Source organism: Sphingobacterium zeae (genome assembly GCF_030818895.1).
In the GTDB taxonomy this organism is placed as follows: Bacteria; Bacteroidota; Bacteroidia; order Sphingobacteriales; family Sphingobacteriaceae; genus Sphingobacterium; species Sphingobacterium zeae.
The window spans coordinates 2,746,097-2,761,610 of the sequence record NZ_JAUTBA010000001.1; the positions used below are offsets into that span (position 1 = coordinate 2,746,097).

Sequence of the window (15,514 nt, forward strand, 5' to 3'; positions counted from 1 at the left end):
AAAGTGACATTTAATTCTTTTTTTGTAATTTGTTTATTATCTTTGTATAGGAAGAGAGCAGATGCTTTCGGAGAAAAACTTAGGTATTTAAAACAAAGAGTCTTGCGGCTACATTTTCTGACGCCGTAACGCAAGGCAGTAGTTATGAATACCCATGTCTATTCTTATATAAAAGCTTTTATTATATTTGCTTGATAAGATAGATATGGGGCTACTGTTAGTCTGTGTTACGTTAGGCGTCAGAAACTTAATTTGTGGCCACAGCATGTAGCCCTTTATCTATCAGAGCTGCTCTATGCCCCAAGACTCGTTAACCAATAACGAGTTATGATTTTAAAAAACAAACATCCGAACAATTCAATTCCCCCTTAACTTTTGAGGCATGGGGTCATTATGACCATATCCGAAGCTTGTCAGTGTATCTATATCATCTGCTGTGTAACCAATTATTAGACAACTAACTCGGAGCATTTTTTTTAAACTATTTTATGAACCCGAGCGCGTACGCGCGCGCGGGATAGGATGAGTATTGCCTTAATTTTTCGCGGTACTGATCATTTTAATGCCTCAAAAATGAACCAAAAATCAAACAATATGCTACCCTTTGAGCTAGCATGTTATGAAATATACGACAATGGATACGATCCATTAAATACCATTCGGGAGTTCTGGTCCCAACATAAAATCACCGACTGTCAGGAAAGCCTGTGGACACTCTTTGAAAACTATAGAAAGTGTGCAGTGCAGGAAGATGCTGCCGACGTAAAGCAGATGCATACCTTTTTGATGAAAGTGTGCCGTGTGCTGATCGCTTATTTCCTTGTGCACTTTCGCAAGATCGAAATCGATGCGGTACCATTTGCCTTTGCAGAATCTGTCGAAGCTATAACAGCTGATCTGGAAGCGAAGCAAAAGATCCACAGTTTCTTTAACCGTATCGCAGAATAATACCTAATCCATAAGCAGATGATAAAAAGATCAAATCTATCCACTGCCTTATTGGATAAGGTAGTCAATATTCCAGTTATACAGATTACATTTCTTGTAATCGTGTTCCTCTTAGTTTCTATGTTTAGTTTATCAGCTCAGACGCCCCGCAAGGACAGTGGGGCCGATGGGCTTCTTACTGTATCAGGGATAGTCTTATCAGCAATGGACGGTAAACCAATAGCAGGTGTATCGGTCACCATAGCCGATGAAAAGGGGAGAGCATCAACCAAAAACGATGGCTCCTTTACCATTAAAGTAATAGCTGAAAAGGGCAAGATCATATTCTCCCATCTAGGATACAATGCCCAGTCCTTGAGTTATACTGTAGGGGTATCAATGGACGTTCGGTTGATACCTATTGATAATAAACTGGATGAGGTGGAGGTATTCAATACGGGTTATCAGCGTATTTCAAAGGAAAGGACGGTAGGGAGTGTCGATGTGTTGGACCAAAAGCTGATCGACAGGTCAGTTTCTTCTAACATACTGTCGCGAATAAATGGGCTTACCACTGGGCTGCAACTGCCCAAGATCAATAGCAACGAGGGGGGCAATCAGCCCGAATTTACGATCCGGGGCAAAAGTACTTTATTTGCGAACGCGGAGCCACTAATCGTTGTAGATGGCTTTCCTTATGACGGTGGATTAAGTAGCCTCAATCCTGCAGATATTGCATCGATCTCTATCTTAAAGGATGCCGCTGCGGCTTCAATATGGGGGGCTCGCTCGGGCAATGGTGTTGTTGTTATCAGTACCAAACAGGGGAGTAAAGACCGACTTTCCTTGTCGGCCGAAGTGACCCAGAGCATCGCCGATAAACCTGATCTTTATTATAACAAATCCATATCGAGCAGTGACTTTATTGACGTGGAGAAGTTTCTCTATAAAAAGGGCGCTTATAATGCTCGATTGAAGACTGGCTATCAGCCGGTTTCACCAGTGGTGGAGCTATTGGATAAAATGAGCAAAGGTGAATTGGCAGAAGAATTAGGGAATGAAATGATTGATGCTTACCGCTTAAAAGACAGTCGTGTCCAGCGTTTGAAATACTTCTATCAGATACCGCTCGAACAACAGTATAATCTGGCGATTTCAAGACCTTTCAAGGATGGGAGTTTTTATATTTCGGGCGGTCTTAACCGACAGGATCAGGCAACTAAATATTCTAAAAATGAGCGCAAGACACTCTTGATGAAATACGACCAGCGATTTCTGAAGGATCGGCTCAACTTTTCATTTCAGACCAATTTAACAGATACAAGAGTGCAGAGTGCACAGAACAGCCCATCAATGTACCCCTATGAGGAATTGGTTACTGCTGATGGTTCGCCAGTGGCAGTAACTGGTGGTATGCGCAATAGCTATGTGGATACCGTCGGCAATGGCAACTTGCTTGACTGGTACTATAATCCATTGACCGATCTTGGTAAAGGAATGTCTACCAATTCGCTGTTCAACCTGCGATTGAATGGTACTATAGATGCCAAGATCTTTCCATTCATCACGGCCAGTGTAAAATATCAATATACAAAATCAATTGGTGACGACCTCATGCGCTATGCGGACGATTCCTATTATGTGCGCAATTTGGTGAATATCTACACGAGATATGATAAAGCTACAGGCAAGTATGTAAAGCAGATACCAGCTGGCGAACACCGGATAATCAATCGCTTACGCGGCGCATCGTATTTATGGCGAGGGCAACTGGCTTTGGATAAGAGGGTCAACAAAGATCATCATATAACAGCGCTCATGGCAATGGAACTGTCGGATGCAAGGAGTGAAGTGGATAAGAAGCAGCTGTTTGGCTATGATCCCTCCACTGCAACAGCAGCAACAATAGACCATATCAATGCCTTGCCGCGTATTTATGGGGGGAGTCAGGTCATCAATAACGGAAACTATCAGGATTGGCATGTAGACCGATACCGTTCGTATCTGTTGAATGCAGCGTATAGCTACAGAAGTATTTATAATGTATATGGAAGCATCCGTAGGGATGAATCTAATCTATTCGGTGTAGCAACCAACCAAAAGGGAGTGCCTCTATGGTCGATCGGTGGTGCTTATAACCTAAAGGTAGATTTGTTGCCAGCCGTAAATTGGCTATCCGACGTCAGGCTCCGTGCCTCCTATGGTGTACAGGGAAACGTCGACAAAACTATGTCAGCATGGCTGACAGCAAGGTATCCGACATCCAAAAACGGGTATCAGAATTTATATGCTACAATTCTTAACCCACCAAATCCGTCTTTACGTTGGGAAAAGAACAAAGTGACAAATATCGGGTTTGATATCGGTCTGTTCAACCAGAGGATAGTTATGCAGGTAGATCGCTATTGGAAAAAGGGCAATGATCTTATCGGAAATGGACCTATTGCACCGCAGACCGGGCTTACCCAATATAAAGGTAATGTGGCGGATACCGAAATTGAAGGATTTGATCTATCCCTGACCACTAAAAATAGTTTGGGTAAGCTGCAATGGCAAACGGTACTTAATTTTTCAAAAGCTAAAGACAAGGTTGTTCGTTATCTGGTCAAACAAGCAAGCAATTTTAGCTATATGACCACAAATTATCTCAACCCGTATGAGGGATTTCCACAATCGGCATTGTTTAGCTTTCCTTATGCTGGGTTGGACGGTGATGGCAATCCCATCGGCTATATGAATGGTGTAGAGAGTAAAGATTATAGTGCCATCCTCAATAATAAGGACCTGGAGAACATCCAATTCCATGGACCCCGTATACCGCCTTTTTTCGGTTCATTTAGGAATGATTTCAGCTATGGCCGTTTGTATGCTAGTTTTAATATCATGTATCAGTTTGGTGGATATTTTAGGCGCTTATCCTTAAGCAATGCAGACCTTTATAGTGCGACTACAATGGGGGCTGCGATATACGATTACGATAAGCGTTGGCAACTGCCGGGGGATGAGGCGTGGACAAATGTACCTGCACTAATCTATCCTTCAAACTCGTCGCGGAGCAATCTGTTTGCTTACAGTAATGCTCTGGTTGAAAAGTCTGACATAGTCCGTCTGCGGGATATACAGATTGGCTGGCGTTTAGTAGACTATTTCCGATGGATAAAGGCATTGGACCTCACTTTTGTAGTCGATAATGTAGGTATTCTCTGGCGGGCCAATAAACAGGGTTTGGATCCAAATGTATTCCAATCGGCCTATCCCGTTCCAAGGGAATTTAGCCTACGGCTTAAAACAAATTTTTAATGTATAAAGGATACTAACATGAAAAAACAATTTTATATATATGTATTGCCCTTTTTACTCTGCATGGGCTGTGCAAAGTCTTTTTTGGAAGAGAAACCAGATGCGAGTATAGTAAATCCAAAGACTTTAAACGATTGCCGACGACTTTTGGATAACGATGGTCAGCTGGGGCAGGGCTTAAACTATTGGTTTCCGTCTTTGGGCCAATTAGCTTCTGATGAATATTACTATAATAAGGCCACATGGGAGTCGACAGTATTCGTACAGGAGCGAAATGCCTATATCTGGGAGGATGATATCTACGAAGGTAATCCGCAGATCGGCGAATGGAACAATAGTTACTACGCTATCTATGTATGCAATGTTGTCCTCGATGTATTGAATAACATCGAGGTTACTGCCGCGAATAGGGATGAATATAATGATATCAAAGGTACGGCATTATTTTTCAGGGCAATGTGGAATTTCGCGCTTGCCGAAACCTTTTGTCTGCCATATGATGAGAAGACTGCTGCAAATGAAATGGGAATTCCGTTGCGCTACTCGCCTAATATCGATCAGTTGGAGAAGAGAGCAACACTTGAGGCCACCTATAGTAGTATCGTGCAGGATATGGAGCAGTCTGCCAAACTCTTGCAAAACAAAACTCCATCTGTTTTTAGGAATAGACCTTGTACTGCTGCTGCAGAGGCTATGCTGGCTAGGATTTATTTGGTTATGGGAAATTATGAAAAGGCTCTGCAGTATAGTGAGAATTCGTACACGACATACAATGTCCTATTGGATTATAATAAACTTACCTTAGACGGAGATGCAATTTTCGATAGGAATAACGCGGAGATTTTAGTGATGTGCACCCAGCAAGGGTACCTCTCAACTGCTGTTGGAAGATTTGCGCCCAACAGTTTTGTGGATTCGACCTTAATTGCGCTCTATCACCCCAAAGACCTGCGGTTAAAAGCATATTTCACCTTTACCCAAGATGGAAAAGCAAATAGAAAGAATCTGTATACCACAGGGCTGAATGGAACAAATTGTTTTAATGGTGCGGCTACCGACGAGGTTTTGCTGATACTCGCCGAATGTAAAGCAAGAGCTGGGGATCTTGATGGGACAAAAATATTGTTGGACAATCTCTACAAAAATCGTTTCGCCGCAGAAAACTTACCACAGCTCAATTTTAATAATAGTAACGATGCTATTCAACAGGTGTTGGATGAGCGAGGTAAAGAACTTCTTTTTCGGGGGATGCGCTGGTCGGATGTCCGTCGATTAAATGTAGAGGGAAGGGATATAAGTTTTAAAAGAATATTGGGCGAAAAGGAATATATACTACCGCCTAAAAGTTTAAAATATGCCTTTTTATTACCAATACAGGAAATTCAATTCAGTGGATTAATACAAAACAAAAGATAGCATATGAAAACAAACAAACGCAGATTATTTATGCTAGGCATAGTGATTTTTTTGAAATCGTTTACATGTCAAAATGTAACTGCAAATATAAGATTTATTGCTCCAAAGCCTGATAGTTCGATGGCTTATCCCTTTGAGTTGAAGGACAGAGATGGAAAACTTATACGCATGGCAGATTTTAAAGGTAAGGTAGTGGTAATTGATTTTTGGGTAAATCGGTGTGCACCATGTTTGGCTTTGTCAGAACCGTTAGCCAAAATAAGAAAATACTATGAATCCAATAAAGACGTCGTTTTCATTGACATCAATCTGGATGATGATGCCGATGTATGGAAAAATTGTTTAGATAATGGTGATGTTCAAAAAAATCGAACTATTTACTATACCGACTCCTTATCAATTTCTTTAAGCACAGCTCCAGAAGGTTTTTATCATCCGATCACAAGTTACTATAGCATGAAAGGAGTACCTCGGTGGATCATAATCGGCAAAGAGGGGGAAATCATAGCAAGAAATCCCCCTAGGCCGTTGCCTGAAAAGAATGGGATAGAATCCGCCGGATCGCTGAGATTTAAAGCGCTTATCAACGAATATTTACTATCCCATTCAAAAAAAGCTAAGGTGCGGTAGCAAAATCACCGTTAAATTCTCCTTGACTGACAGGCTGCGGTGAGGGAGCCTGATTTTGAGGAATTGTCAATTGGTCACTCTCAATTCTCCAGAGACAGGTGTTCGGTGTCGTAGGCTGACACTCACCGCTAGTTTCGTCTACCATACGGTATTCATTGCCTACTAATTTGTAAAGATGGGTATCCGCTTTTTTGAAGCTATTGAACCCAAAGAATGATGCGACTGCAATGGCCACAGCTACTGTGGCTTTTGCATTAAATTTGAATTGTTTCATAACATCGTTTATGAATGATAATAATTTAATAGTTGGCTCTGTTTTAAATCCTAATGGAGCGAAAGGTAAGCCAATCCTTTACATGTCTTTTGGCAGACGCGCCCTTCCACCAGGCCAGCCTAGGGCTCAGTTTCCGCTGTAGCGATTAGCACTAATATCTTTCAGGTTACCCGGGTATTAGCTCGTTTCCTTATACTATCTAATAGCAATCCGGCAATAGCAAATACAGCGATAATTCCATTAATCCAGAGATGTCCTTTCCAATCGGTAGGGAACTCCAGCGTACAATAGCATGGAATAAATCCCCACGTTCTTTTTAACACAAGCGTGATATACCAGGAGAAAGCGATCATAAGCAAGATCGTTAACAAGAATCCATACCGCCGTGTTTTTTCGAAAATAAAGAGTACAGCTGTACTAAGCTGAATTAGGGGTAAGAGGTACGACAATACAACTCCATAATTATCTTCGAACGGCTGATCTAGCATAGCTTGTCGAAACGCAGTATAGTCAAATATCTTTCTTGAGCCGACAACAATCCACAGGATTAAGAGCAAGTAAGTAAAGGATTGTACCACAAACGCGCGGGGATGATTTTTACCGAAATAGATCAGTTCAAAAAATTTTGCTTTTAAAAGTGCCAATGCTACCCAGTGCCCTCTTCCCCGGTTTGGTGCCGGAGCTGTTTGCTCAATATGATTATTAACTTTATCCATTGTATTAATGATTTACTTTCTGTATATACTTATTTCTACTCTACATAGGCGGTTTTGTTATATGCTTATCCACTACCATCCCGTCAACCATCTTATACCAAAGTTCGCCAGTAAAAATTAGGTGGGATATACAGAATCTGGACTCTCGTATATACAGAATCTGGATAATGGATGCCAATAGCTATAAAATGTATAATAGGGGCGTGTCCAATCATGGGTTAATGCGCTTAAAATATGCCGTTGGCGTCATGCCCGTTTGATTTTTAAAAAAGCGGACAAAGCTGCTGGGCGATGTGTAGCCGAGCTCGTAGGCAATTTCGTCGGTATGCATGCCATCCGCTATATACTTCTTGGCAAGGCGTAGCATAAACGCTATTTTCAGCTCCTGGGGACTCTGTCCGTAATAGCTATGTATAAGTTGATGCAGGTAGTCCTTACTGATTCCAAACCGGTCGGCAATATCTTCCAGTTTAAAATCCTGTCCATGCGCTGCCACAGCCTGTTTGATGGCTGAATAGGCCGCTTTGGACTGTGCTTGCGATTGCGATATCTTCTCGTATTCTTCAAAAATCTTTTCCTTCGATAGCTGGATCAGTTTCTTGATGGCCCAGAGGATATTGACCTCGCTATCCAGATCGCCTTTTTTGATTTTTGCCGCAATGGACTTCATCAATGAAATGGTTCGGGGGCCCACCCGAAAATCAATGCTGCAGCAGGATCGCTTGTCTCCATTTCGATAGGCATCGACCAGGTGATGCAAGAACTGGAAGGGGCGCTCGTTGCCATCCCGGAAAATACTGCCGCGGAAATAAAAGTTGACAAGCGTACAGCTGCCTGCGGGAATGTATATTTCATAATCGCCTCTGGTTAAGTAGAAATAACGACCGCGATTGCAAGCGATGCTGTAATTGGTCTGCTGGCCGATATCCTTGATCTGAATTGCAGAGTCGTCACTCAAAACATAGATGATATGCATATCGGAGCGCTTTACCCTTACCGGGATGACGATATCGCTTGATACCGCAACATCCAGCAGGTTGATGTAGCCGAGCAGCCCATCAAACTCCTGCAGGCAAGCTTGGCCAGAGGGGTGTCGGTAGTGACTGATCTTTCCATTGGATAGTGCTATTTGTGGCTGAATAGTCGATTCAGCAAGTGGGCAGGACGCGCCAAAGACAGATTCAAGATGGAGATGTAATGCTTTTTTCATTCGCTTTAGGCGTATAAGTTTCCCCCGGCCAGGATTGCGGGATGATCATGGGGAGTGATTTTTCGATAAGGTCCAATTGCTTTCCTACTGTTTTAAATTTTTATTTATCTGATTACTATTTAGTATAAATATGGCGTTTATTTGGTCACGGATGCAAGTGTAGTGTCCTAACCTCCGCTATTTTGGAGGATAATTTTCCTTTTAAAAGCCGTAAATCAGTTTTTAGTAAATTTTGTTTAGTAAATTGGGTGATTAAATAATAACATAATAACAACCTAAACCAATTAAGGGAATTTGAATGAGCTTATGAAGGGATTAAAACTAATTGCGCTGAGCCTGCTTATTGCCGTGCTTTTTAATTTGATCGGAACGAACGAAATCGGGCTAAAGCCTTTTTGGCCGCCCATGTCTTGGACCTATGTATTCCAATTTACCCTATCCATCCTCTTGCCAGTGCTGCTCACACAGGCGCTCCTGAAAGTTTTTTGGACCTATTGGCAGAAGCAATATCCCGATCTGAACCTGCTCGATAACGGCAAGATTAAGACCGAGAGCTTACCCTACACTAAGCGCATCAGGGCGATCTTATATACCGCCGCGGGGACTATATCCATCCACCTGGGTTGCATGTATGTGTTGTTTGATCGCATCGACGGTCAGGATAAGCTGTTTAGCATGTATTGCTTGTATTATTTGCCCTGGGTGAGTACGGGGTTGGTCGCAAATGTAATCGTCGTTTTCCGTCAAGGCAGGCTGTGGTGGCTAACGTCAGAAAACGTATTGGTCTTATTTGAGAAGGAGATTATGGCAAAGCAACCTACCGTTGAAAATAGACCTGAAAGCGCAGGACGCGCACAGCTGCCGACGGTATCGGATGCGTATATCGTACCCGGTTTTCTCTTTGACGTGCTCTATAATAGCAGCCCCTTCAATATCGAAAACTTGCAAAAAGATGCGGTACGGATGTTTGATGTACCCTTCTATTTTTCGCAGAAAAGAAAAAAGGAGATCATTCTGATCGACGGCAGCCGTGTGGACGGCAGTCATTTTGTGCAGGAGCTGGAACGGCTGGGGCTCGACAAATGGTATTTCCGTATCAGTAAAACGTGCCGGGTGAATATGATGCTCGTACGTTATCCTGTAGATCCGTATGCAACGCATCTCGAGTTTAGAAAAGAGGTGTTCGATTATCTGCATACAAAGATGTCGGAACTGGAAATCATGAGCCTACTGCTCGTCACGGAATGGATGCGTAAAGAAAAAAAACTAAAGGATTTTATCGATAACCTACATACACTGCGGCATGAGCACTGGGATCGCCTTATACCGCTAAACTGATGTATCCCGGAATTGTAAACTGAGATAGACCAAGCGCGGCAGCCAGCCATTGCCCAACCTTATTGGCACTTTCTCCCAACCAACTCCTGCCTTGTACAACAATCTTGCTCGTATTGGGCTCGGCTTTTCCTCGGAATAAATTCGAGCAGCGCCCGATGCCGTCCCGATGAAATCCCGATGAAAGCTGGGAGTTGATAGGGAATTGATTGCGTGTTGGCTTTGCAATGCTATCAATTTTTTTGTGCTAGAAAACTTAACGTTGAGACAAATTCGGTCTGTAATCGGTTAGATTTCTGATCCTCTTCGGTCAGCTGTAAGTCTTTAGGTGATTTGCTTTTTGTTGTTGATTTAAAGTTTTTTATCTTTTTTTAATTTCCGAAAACAACCTATCCACATCTTTCTTGGCAAACAGTCCGGTTCCCTCTGCCATCGTAGTCGCCGAGCCGCAAGCGATGCCCATTTGAAGGACCTGTTTGAGATCGCCTTGTTGGGCCAACACAGACACCATGCCGGCGACCATACTGTCACCAGCGCCCACAGTACTGCGTACTTTTACCACTGGGGAAGATAGCTGAATTCGTTCTGTTTCGGAATACAAGATAGCGCCCTGTGCACCTAGCGAGACTACGATAAGCGTTGCTTTACCCTCCGATATGAGCTGCTGGGCTGCCATGTCCAGATCAGCATGCCCCAATTCCTCTTTCCCCACAAGCGCAGCAAGCTCCCCGGCATTTGGTTTGATCAAAAACAAACCTTCCTCCAATGCGACGCGAAGTGATTCGCCAGAGGTGTCAACAATTATTTTACTGCCCTTGGTTTTGTACGTATGGATCAGTGACCGTATAAACTCAGGCGGTACACCAGCCGGCATACTACCGCTGATCACGACAAAATCCGGAATATACTTCAGTTCCGCAATCGAGGCCATGATCCCCTCCAGCTCTTTGGATTCAACGTGTTCTCCTGGAAAGCCGAATCGATATTGCTGATTGGTTGAACGTTCAACCACAATAAAATTTTCGCGGGTTTCGCCATTCACCCGGATAGGATCGACGGCAATATCTTCCAGCTTCAATAAGCTTTCGAGTAGACCGCCAGTCTTTCCACCGGAGGTAAAAAGGGCAGTAGAAGCCAAACCAAGTCTCTTCAAGGCGCGCGATACGTTAATACCGCCGCCACCTGGTTGGTATATCGGCTGTTCACAGCGCAATTTCTTTTCGGGAACGATATGCTGTACGCTGCTACTCTTGTCTACGGATGGATTCAGGGTGATTGTTAAAATAGATTTTGCCATTTTTTTACGTTATAATTGCGATTCAGAGATAAAATAGTTCATTGTCGAAATGCACTAGCCGATAATTTAAATAAAGCTACTGATTATTGTTGATAGTGTGCGGCCTTATCCACCGAACTTAAAACGAGCAGCTGACGTAAGCCGGATCTTCATTGCCGTACTCTGCGAATAATCTGCGCCAACTTTCTTGCCAGCGATAAAGCTAACAACAAACATCAACGCAAAGTAAATCACCAATGGAACAGCAATGCGCAGTACGTCGAAAGGAAGCTGGAGGATCATTTCCCCTTTAAGGCTGAACATGACGACAATGGTGAAAAGCAAAGCAATCAGCCCATACCTACGTGCCGGTCAAGAAATTTAAGTTTCGAATGCATGGGCTTAGAGTCTAATGGTATGGAAAACATAGAACATCGCTGTTGCGATCTGAAGACTCCGCTGTTCGTAAACCTGAGTCTGCTGCGGCGTTCCGTCTGATACCTTGGGATCTTCAAAAGGAAGAGGTATGCGCTTGTCTGCACCGGCAATAAAAGGACAGCCACCGTCAGCCTGGGAGCAGGTCATAATTGCCGCAAATTCAGTTGATGGGTTGAACGGACTGTCATACTTTTTTGAAAATCCGATCATGGGCACCGCATTGTCGCTGTGCTTTATAGCATATACCGGATTATCGCCCTCCGCAATCGTAAAGATCTGAAAGCCCTGGGCTGTCAACGTTTCTGCAACCTGTGGGAAAAGCGCCGTTTCTTCTGTACCACCGGAGTAGCAGCAGACATAGGGTATCTTGAAATAAGTGGCGGCAGTTTGCGCCCACACCTGCGCTAAATGACTCCGGCGCGAGTTGTGGGTACAGATAAAGTTCAGGTTTACGGGCTGCCCGGCAGTGACCTTCTGCTGGATAAAATCTATCAGGAGCTGTGAGGCGGCTTTGCGCTCTTCACCAGCGAACTGGTCCCATTTCAACTGTGCGATCGTATCGGATAATCTAGGGTACATCACGATAGTTTATGGTTTAACAGCATCCCGAACCCGGAGTGCAGCAGGATGATTGATTGACCGATAGCTCAATAAGCTTCTTTTTTTGTTTTTCAACGGGAATACCGCAGGCATCCTCAGCAAGACAGGCAGTTGTGCGGCTTTTTAAAACAAAAGTCTTCCCATTGAAATCAAGTCCATATTTACCGATGGTATCAAGCTGATATTCTACTTCGATCTCCGCATCTTCCATTCCCAACTTTTCTTCCGAAAGGTTAATAATATGGAGCAGCTTGGCTGGTTTCAGGCGGTGATCATAATCGTCGGCATTCCAAAGCTGAAAGTTTACCGTTTTCTCCTGACGGACAACACCGCCACAGTCAATAAAATTTTTTGTGATCTGGCCCACTTCGGTTACGTGGAAGTGCTCGGGAACCAATGTTCCGTTATCCAATTGGAATTCAATAGTTTCCAATGTTGGTAGGATTTCTTTGATTTCGGATAGTCTCATGGTATTGAATTTAAATTAGTATAATTATATATTGCAATATTACGATATTATTAATTAAAAAAAAGCGCTACGGACAGCAGCTATTTACTTTTACTTCCTGGTTGAAAAACGTATTGAAATTGCGCTGCACCGACTTCCATACCGCTTCGTCAATACAATAGCAAACAGACTTTCCTTCAATAGTGCCCTGAATAATACCTGTAGCTTTGAGTTCCTTTAGATGCTGCGAAATGGTTGCCTGGGCAAGTCCCAGTTCATCCACAAGATCATTGCAGATACAAGCTTTCTTATCTATAATGTACTGAAGTATGGCAATTCTTGCAGGATGGCCCAATACTTTGAACGCTGAAGCCACTTTATTCTGCTCGTCCGTAAAAATCTCTGTCTTCGTAAGTCCCATAGTGAAGCTTATTTAATATTGCAATATTACGATATTAATAGGTGAAATACAAACTGATATAAAAAATGTCACTTAATTCGGTTCGCTCGGTTTTGCCATTATTTCGCCAAAATATTCAAAAAATAGGTCCGCAAGGTATCTCAACCCAAAAGTACTGGCTCATTTTTTTTCTTGTGGTATCTCTTCTACCAGAATTTCATTTCCGGCCGCATCGTAATACGTGCAGGTCATCTTGTCGAGAAAGACCGTCCATTTTTCGATACCGCATGTCGCACACATCGCTATAAAAGTGGCGTAATCTGTTTTGCCCTGTTGATGCTCTTTTAGCGCTTTCTTAAACTGTTGCGCATCGACAGTAAGACCAAGTATTAATGGCTCATGGCTAGCTGCTGAGCTGGTTTTGAAATGATTATCCCCATAATAATCGGAATGGCCATCCGCAACAAAAACGTCGTAAGCGGTAACACCCAATTTTTTGATGTCCCGGATATAGGCCGGGAAGTCCGCGCCTGATTTTACCTTGCTATGAGCAGCATTTAGTTGTTCTATTGTAAACATGTTTTCTTAATTGTGTGCGTTAAAGACCTGTGAAATATCCTCCCATTCAGTTGTGAAGTAATGAAACGAAAGCATCAAATCGCCAAAACGGTGTTGTTGAGGTTATGTTATTTTTTAGTAACTTGATCGAACTAAAGATAAGGAAAACAGACTTAAAATAATGCTTGAACAGTTTAAAAAACACCTGGATAAATTTATAAAAATTTCCGATGATGAATTTGTCGATATCACCCAATATGTTGAGCTGCAACGCTTAAAGAAGAAAGAAAACATACTGACCGAAGGACAGATCTGCAAAGCCAATTATTTTGTGCTGGACGGAATTCTGCGAAAATTTTTCATTAACGAAAAGGGGGTGCAGCAGACCACTGAATTTGCGATCGAGAACTGGTGGATGACAGAGACCTTCTCTTATATCAATCAGACAGCCACAGAGTTTTACATCCAGGCCGTACATCCAACGCAGCTTCTGGTCATTCGCCAGCAAGCCTATGATGAACTGCTCGAGAAGCATCCGGCCCTGGAAAAGTATTTTCGCATGGTGTACCAAAAAGCGTATGCCGCAGCGCAGATGCGTATCAAGTTCCTTTATGAATACTCTAGGGAAGAGCTATACCTTCATTTTCTCAAAGACCAGCCGGCCTTTCTCCAGCGCGTACCGCAATATCTTGTGGCATCCTATCTGGGCTTTACTCCCGAATATCTCAGCGAAATACGCAAAAAAAATCTTTCTTAAACCCGTTTAAGTTTTTCCGGCTTTTCATTTCCCAATTTTGTAGAAGCAAAACAAAAAATAAGAAACATGGAAAAACGAATCAACATCAGTACGTCAGAACCACAGGGCTATAAAGCCATGTTGGGATTGGAAGGTTATCTTTCCAAAATTTACATTTCAAAAACGCTTAAAGAGCTCGTCAAAATCCGTGCATCGCAGATCAACAACTGTGCATATTGTATCAACATGCACACCAAGGATGCCATTAAAAACGGTGAAAGACCAGAGCGTATCTTTATATTGAGTGCCTGGCGGGAGGCGACCAAATTTTTTACCGAAGAGGAGCAGGCCATACTGGCAATGACAGAGGAAATAACCCTTATACACCAACAGGGATTAACTGAAGAAACCTACAGCAAGGCGGTGCAGTTTTTTACTGAGAACCAGATCGCTCAGATCATTATGCTCATCGTAACCATCAATGCCTGGAACCGTATTGCCGTGAGTACGCATCTACAAATAGAGGATTAAAGATCAGAAAAACAGGGAGCTGTAGCAATAATCGAGAAGCATTGCTTTAGCTCCCTTTATTTAATTTTGAATACACCACGGTGTCAATAAATTTTCCCTTATAAAATTCGTTCTCTTTGAAATAAGCTTCTCTTACAAAACCGCATTTTTCGAGTACGGCGCAGGAAGCTATGTTCTCCGGATCGACTAACGCTTCGATGGAATGAAGTCCCATCGCTTCAAAGCCGTAGTTGACTACCGCCGCAATTGCTTCAGTGACATAGCCCTTCCCCTGAAACTCCGGAAGCAGCATATAGCCAATCTCTGCGCGATAATGCTCAGGCTTAATGTGATAGAAGCCTATTGTGCCAATCAGGGTAGAGTCACCATTGATGCTGATCTTCCAATTGATCATTTCATTGCTGGCTATTTTCTCATCCGTCAGGCGCAGAAACTCGGCGATCTCGTCTGGCGCAGTTGCCACAGGGCGCGGAATGTACTTCATGATCTGTTCGTCAGAACGCAAGCGGTAGAGCTGCGGTATATCCGTTGCATCTGCCCGCCTGAGGGTTAGCCTTTCGGTGTGTAGCGCAGGAAATGGGGAGAAATTCAGTGTTAACATGGCTAGTTTTTTATTATAATGTTGTGCTATGCTCTAATACTTTAGACAATAGCTGATTCAACTGCAATGATAATAAAAACAGTATTAAATCCAGCTGTTAATTTAAATTTTAAAATAA

At 42.9% G+C, this 15,514-nt stretch carries 17 protein-coding genes; 7 read left to right on the top strand and 10 right to left on the bottom strand.

The window, feature by feature from the left end:
* Positions 1 to 573 precede the first annotated feature (573 nt).
* Genes QE382_RS11450 through QE382_RS11465 form a run of 4 tightly spaced genes read left to right on the top strand, consistent with a single transcriptional unit; the run spans position 574 to position 6,273 of the window.
* Positions 574 to 948 carry a hypothetical protein gene (locus QE382_RS11450; protein ID WP_307186008.1) on the top strand — a complete coding sequence of 125 codons (375 nt, stop codon included), beginning with the start codon at positions 574 to 576 and terminating at the stop codon, positions 946 to 948.
* A gap of 18 nt (positions 949 to 966) precedes the next feature.
* Positions 967 to 4,227 (top strand): SusC/RagA family TonB-linked outer membrane protein, encoded by a 3,261-nt coding sequence (locus tag QE382_RS11455; protein WP_307186009.1) that lies wholly within the window; start codon positions 967 to 969, stop codon positions 4,225 to 4,227.
* A gap of 18 nt (positions 4,228 to 4,245) precedes the next feature.
* Positions 4,246 to 5,643, top strand: coding sequence for a RagB/SusD family nutrient uptake outer membrane protein (locus QE382_RS11460; RefSeq protein ID WP_307186010.1), 1,398 nt, complete (start codon positions 4,246 to 4,248; stop codon positions 5,641 to 5,643).
* A gap of 3 nt (positions 5,644 to 5,646) precedes the next feature.
* Positions 5,647 to 6,273, top strand: a complete 627-nt coding sequence (locus tag QE382_RS11465; protein ID WP_307186011.1) for a TlpA family protein disulfide reductase — start codon at positions 5,647 to 5,649, stop codon at positions 6,271 to 6,273.
* On the opposite strand, the gene QE382_RS11470 is transcribed toward QE382_RS11465, so the two are convergent.
* The 3 genes from QE382_RS11470 to QE382_RS11480 all read right to left on the bottom strand — a co-directional run bounded on the left by QE382_RS11470 (position 6,260) and on the right by QE382_RS11480 (position 8,473).
* Entirely contained in the window at positions 6,260 to 6,547 is a 288-nt protein-coding gene (locus QE382_RS11470; protein WP_307186012.1) for a hypothetical protein, read from the bottom strand. The two genes, QE382_RS11465 and QE382_RS11470, sit on opposite strands and share 14 nt — an antisense overlap.
* Positions 6,548 to 6,708: 161 nt before the next feature.
* Positions 6,709 to 7,263, bottom strand: coding sequence for a MauE/DoxX family redox-associated membrane protein (locus QE382_RS11475; RefSeq protein ID WP_307186013.1), 555 nt, complete (start codon positions 7,261 to 7,263; stop codon positions 6,709 to 6,711).
* A gap of 211 nt (positions 7,264 to 7,474) precedes the next feature.
* Entirely contained in the window at positions 7,475 to 8,473 is a 999-nt protein-coding gene (locus QE382_RS11480; protein WP_307186014.1) for a helix-turn-helix domain-containing protein, read from the bottom strand.
* Positions 8,474 to 8,779: 306 nt separating this feature from the next.
* On the opposite strand from QE382_RS11480, the gene QE382_RS11485 reads away from it, so the two are divergent.
* Positions 8,780 to 9,811, top strand: coding sequence for a hypothetical protein (locus QE382_RS11485; RefSeq protein WP_307186015.1), 1,032 nt, complete (start codon positions 8,780 to 8,782; stop codon positions 9,809 to 9,811).
* Positions 9,812 to 10,169: 358 nt separating this feature from the next.
* Here QE382_RS11485 and QE382_RS11490 read toward each other — a convergent pair whose 3' ends face one another.
* The 6 genes from QE382_RS11490 to QE382_RS11515 all read right to left on the bottom strand — a co-directional run bounded on the left by QE382_RS11490 (position 10,170) and on the right by QE382_RS11515 (position 13,549).
* Positions 10,170 to 11,105: a 1-phosphofructokinase family hexose kinase gene (locus QE382_RS11490; RefSeq protein ID WP_307186016.1), complete on the bottom strand. Its 936-nt coding sequence runs from the start codon at positions 11,103 to 11,105 to the stop codon at positions 10,170 to 10,172.
* A gap of 105 nt (positions 11,106 to 11,210) precedes the next feature.
* A complete protein-coding gene (locus QE382_RS11495) occupies positions 11,211 to 11,408 on the bottom strand; it encodes a hypothetical protein (protein WP_370877876.1) in 198 nt (65 codons plus the stop codon).
* Positions 11,409 to 11,486: 78 nt separating this feature from the next.
* On the bottom strand, positions 11,487 to 11,921 hold the full coding sequence (locus QE382_RS11500) for a protein-tyrosine-phosphatase (protein ID WP_307186017.1): 435 nt from the start codon (positions 11,919 to 11,921) through the stop codon (positions 11,487 to 11,489).
* 196 nt (positions 11,922 to 12,117) lie between these two features.
* Complete coding sequence (locus QE382_RS11505) at positions 12,118 to 12,591, bottom strand: DUF6428 family protein (RefSeq protein ID WP_293887947.1); 474 nt, start codon at positions 12,589 to 12,591, stop codon at positions 12,118 to 12,120.
* Positions 12,592 to 12,658: 67 nt separating this feature from the next.
* Positions 12,659 to 12,991, bottom strand: a complete 333-nt coding sequence (locus QE382_RS11510; RefSeq protein WP_293953878.1) for an ArsR/SmtB family transcription factor — start codon at positions 12,989 to 12,991, stop codon at positions 12,659 to 12,661.
* Positions 12,992 to 13,150: 159 nt separating this feature from the next.
* The gene (locus tag QE382_RS11515; protein ID WP_307186018.1) at positions 13,151 to 13,549 is read right to left on the bottom strand and encodes a DUF1398 domain-containing protein; all 399 of its coding nucleotides are present in this window, start codon (positions 13,547 to 13,549) and stop codon (positions 13,151 to 13,153) included.
* A 160-nt stretch (positions 13,550 to 13,709) separates the two neighbouring features.
* On the opposite strand from QE382_RS11515, the gene QE382_RS11520 reads away from it, so the two are divergent.
* Together QE382_RS11520 and QE382_RS11525 are read left to right on the top strand one after the other, a co-directional pair.
* Positions 13,710 to 14,285 carry a Crp/Fnr family transcriptional regulator gene (locus QE382_RS11520; RefSeq protein WP_293887950.1) on the top strand — a complete coding sequence of 192 codons (576 nt, stop codon included), beginning with the start codon at positions 13,710 to 13,712 and terminating at the stop codon, positions 14,283 to 14,285.
* Positions 14,286 to 14,351: 66 nt separating this feature from the next.
* Positions 14,352 to 14,795 (top strand): carboxymuconolactone decarboxylase family protein, encoded by a 444-nt coding sequence (locus QE382_RS11525; protein ID WP_307186019.1) that lies wholly within the window; start codon positions 14,352 to 14,354, stop codon positions 14,793 to 14,795.
* A gap of 46 nt (positions 14,796 to 14,841) precedes the next feature.
* On the opposite strand, the gene QE382_RS11530 is transcribed toward QE382_RS11525, so the two are convergent.
* Positions 14,842 to 15,396: a GNAT family N-acetyltransferase gene (locus tag QE382_RS11530; RefSeq protein WP_307186020.1), complete on the bottom strand. Its 555-nt coding sequence runs from the start codon at positions 15,394 to 15,396 to the stop codon at positions 14,842 to 14,844.
* Positions 15,397 to 15,514: the final 118 nt, after the last annotated feature.

Coding starts and splice junctions, on each gene's coding strand:
- QE382_RS11475 (WP_307186013.1), bottom strand. CDS start 7,263: ATGGATAAAGTTAATAATCATATTGAGCAAACAGCTCCGGCACCAAAC.
- QE382_RS11510 (WP_293953878.1), bottom strand. CDS start 12,991: ATGGGACTTACGAAGACAGAGATTTTTACGGACGAGCAGAATAAAGTG.
- QE382_RS11490 (WP_307186016.1), bottom strand. CDS start 11,105: ATGGCAAAATCTATTTTAACAATCACCCTGAATCCATCCGTAGACAAG.
- QE382_RS11455 (WP_307186009.1), top strand. CDS start 967: ATGATAAAAAGATCAAATCTATCCACTGCCTTATTGGATAAGGTAGTC.
- QE382_RS11480 (WP_307186014.1), bottom strand. CDS start 8,473: ATGAAAAAAGCATTACATCTCCATCTTGAATCTGTCTTTGGCGCGTCC.
- QE382_RS11495 (WP_370877876.1), bottom strand. CDS start 11,408: ATGTTCAGCCTTAAAGGGGAAATGATCCTCCAGCTTCCTTTCGACGTA.
- QE382_RS11485 (WP_307186015.1), top strand. CDS start 8,780: ATGAAGGGATTAAAACTAATTGCGCTGAGCCTGCTTATTGCCGTGCTT.
- QE382_RS11465 (WP_307186011.1), top strand. CDS start 5,647: ATGAAAACAAACAAACGCAGATTATTTATGCTAGGCATAGTGATTTTT.
- QE382_RS11525 (WP_307186019.1), top strand. CDS start 14,352: ATGGAAAAACGAATCAACATCAGTACGTCAGAACCACAGGGCTATAAA.
- QE382_RS11470 (WP_307186012.1), bottom strand. CDS start 6,547: ATGAAACAATTCAAATTTAATGCAAAAGCCACAGTAGCTGTGGCCATT.
- QE382_RS11460 (WP_307186010.1), top strand. CDS start 4,246: ATGAAAAAACAATTTTATATATATGTATTGCCCTTTTTACTCTGCATG.
- QE382_RS11505 (WP_293887947.1), bottom strand. CDS start 12,591: ATGAGACTATCCGAAATCAAAGAAATCCTACCAACATTGGAAACTATT.
- QE382_RS11520 (WP_293887950.1), top strand. CDS start 13,710: ATGCTTGAACAGTTTAAAAAACACCTGGATAAATTTATAAAAATTTCC.
- QE382_RS11450 (WP_307186008.1), top strand. CDS start 574: ATGAACCAAAAATCAAACAATATGCTACCCTTTGAGCTAGCATGTTAT.
- QE382_RS11530 (WP_307186020.1), bottom strand. CDS start 15,396: ATGTTAACACTGAATTTCTCCCCATTTCCTGCGCTACACACCGAAAGG.
- QE382_RS11515 (WP_307186018.1), bottom strand. CDS start 13,549: ATGTTTACAATAGAACAACTAAATGCTGCTCATAGCAAGGTAAAATCA.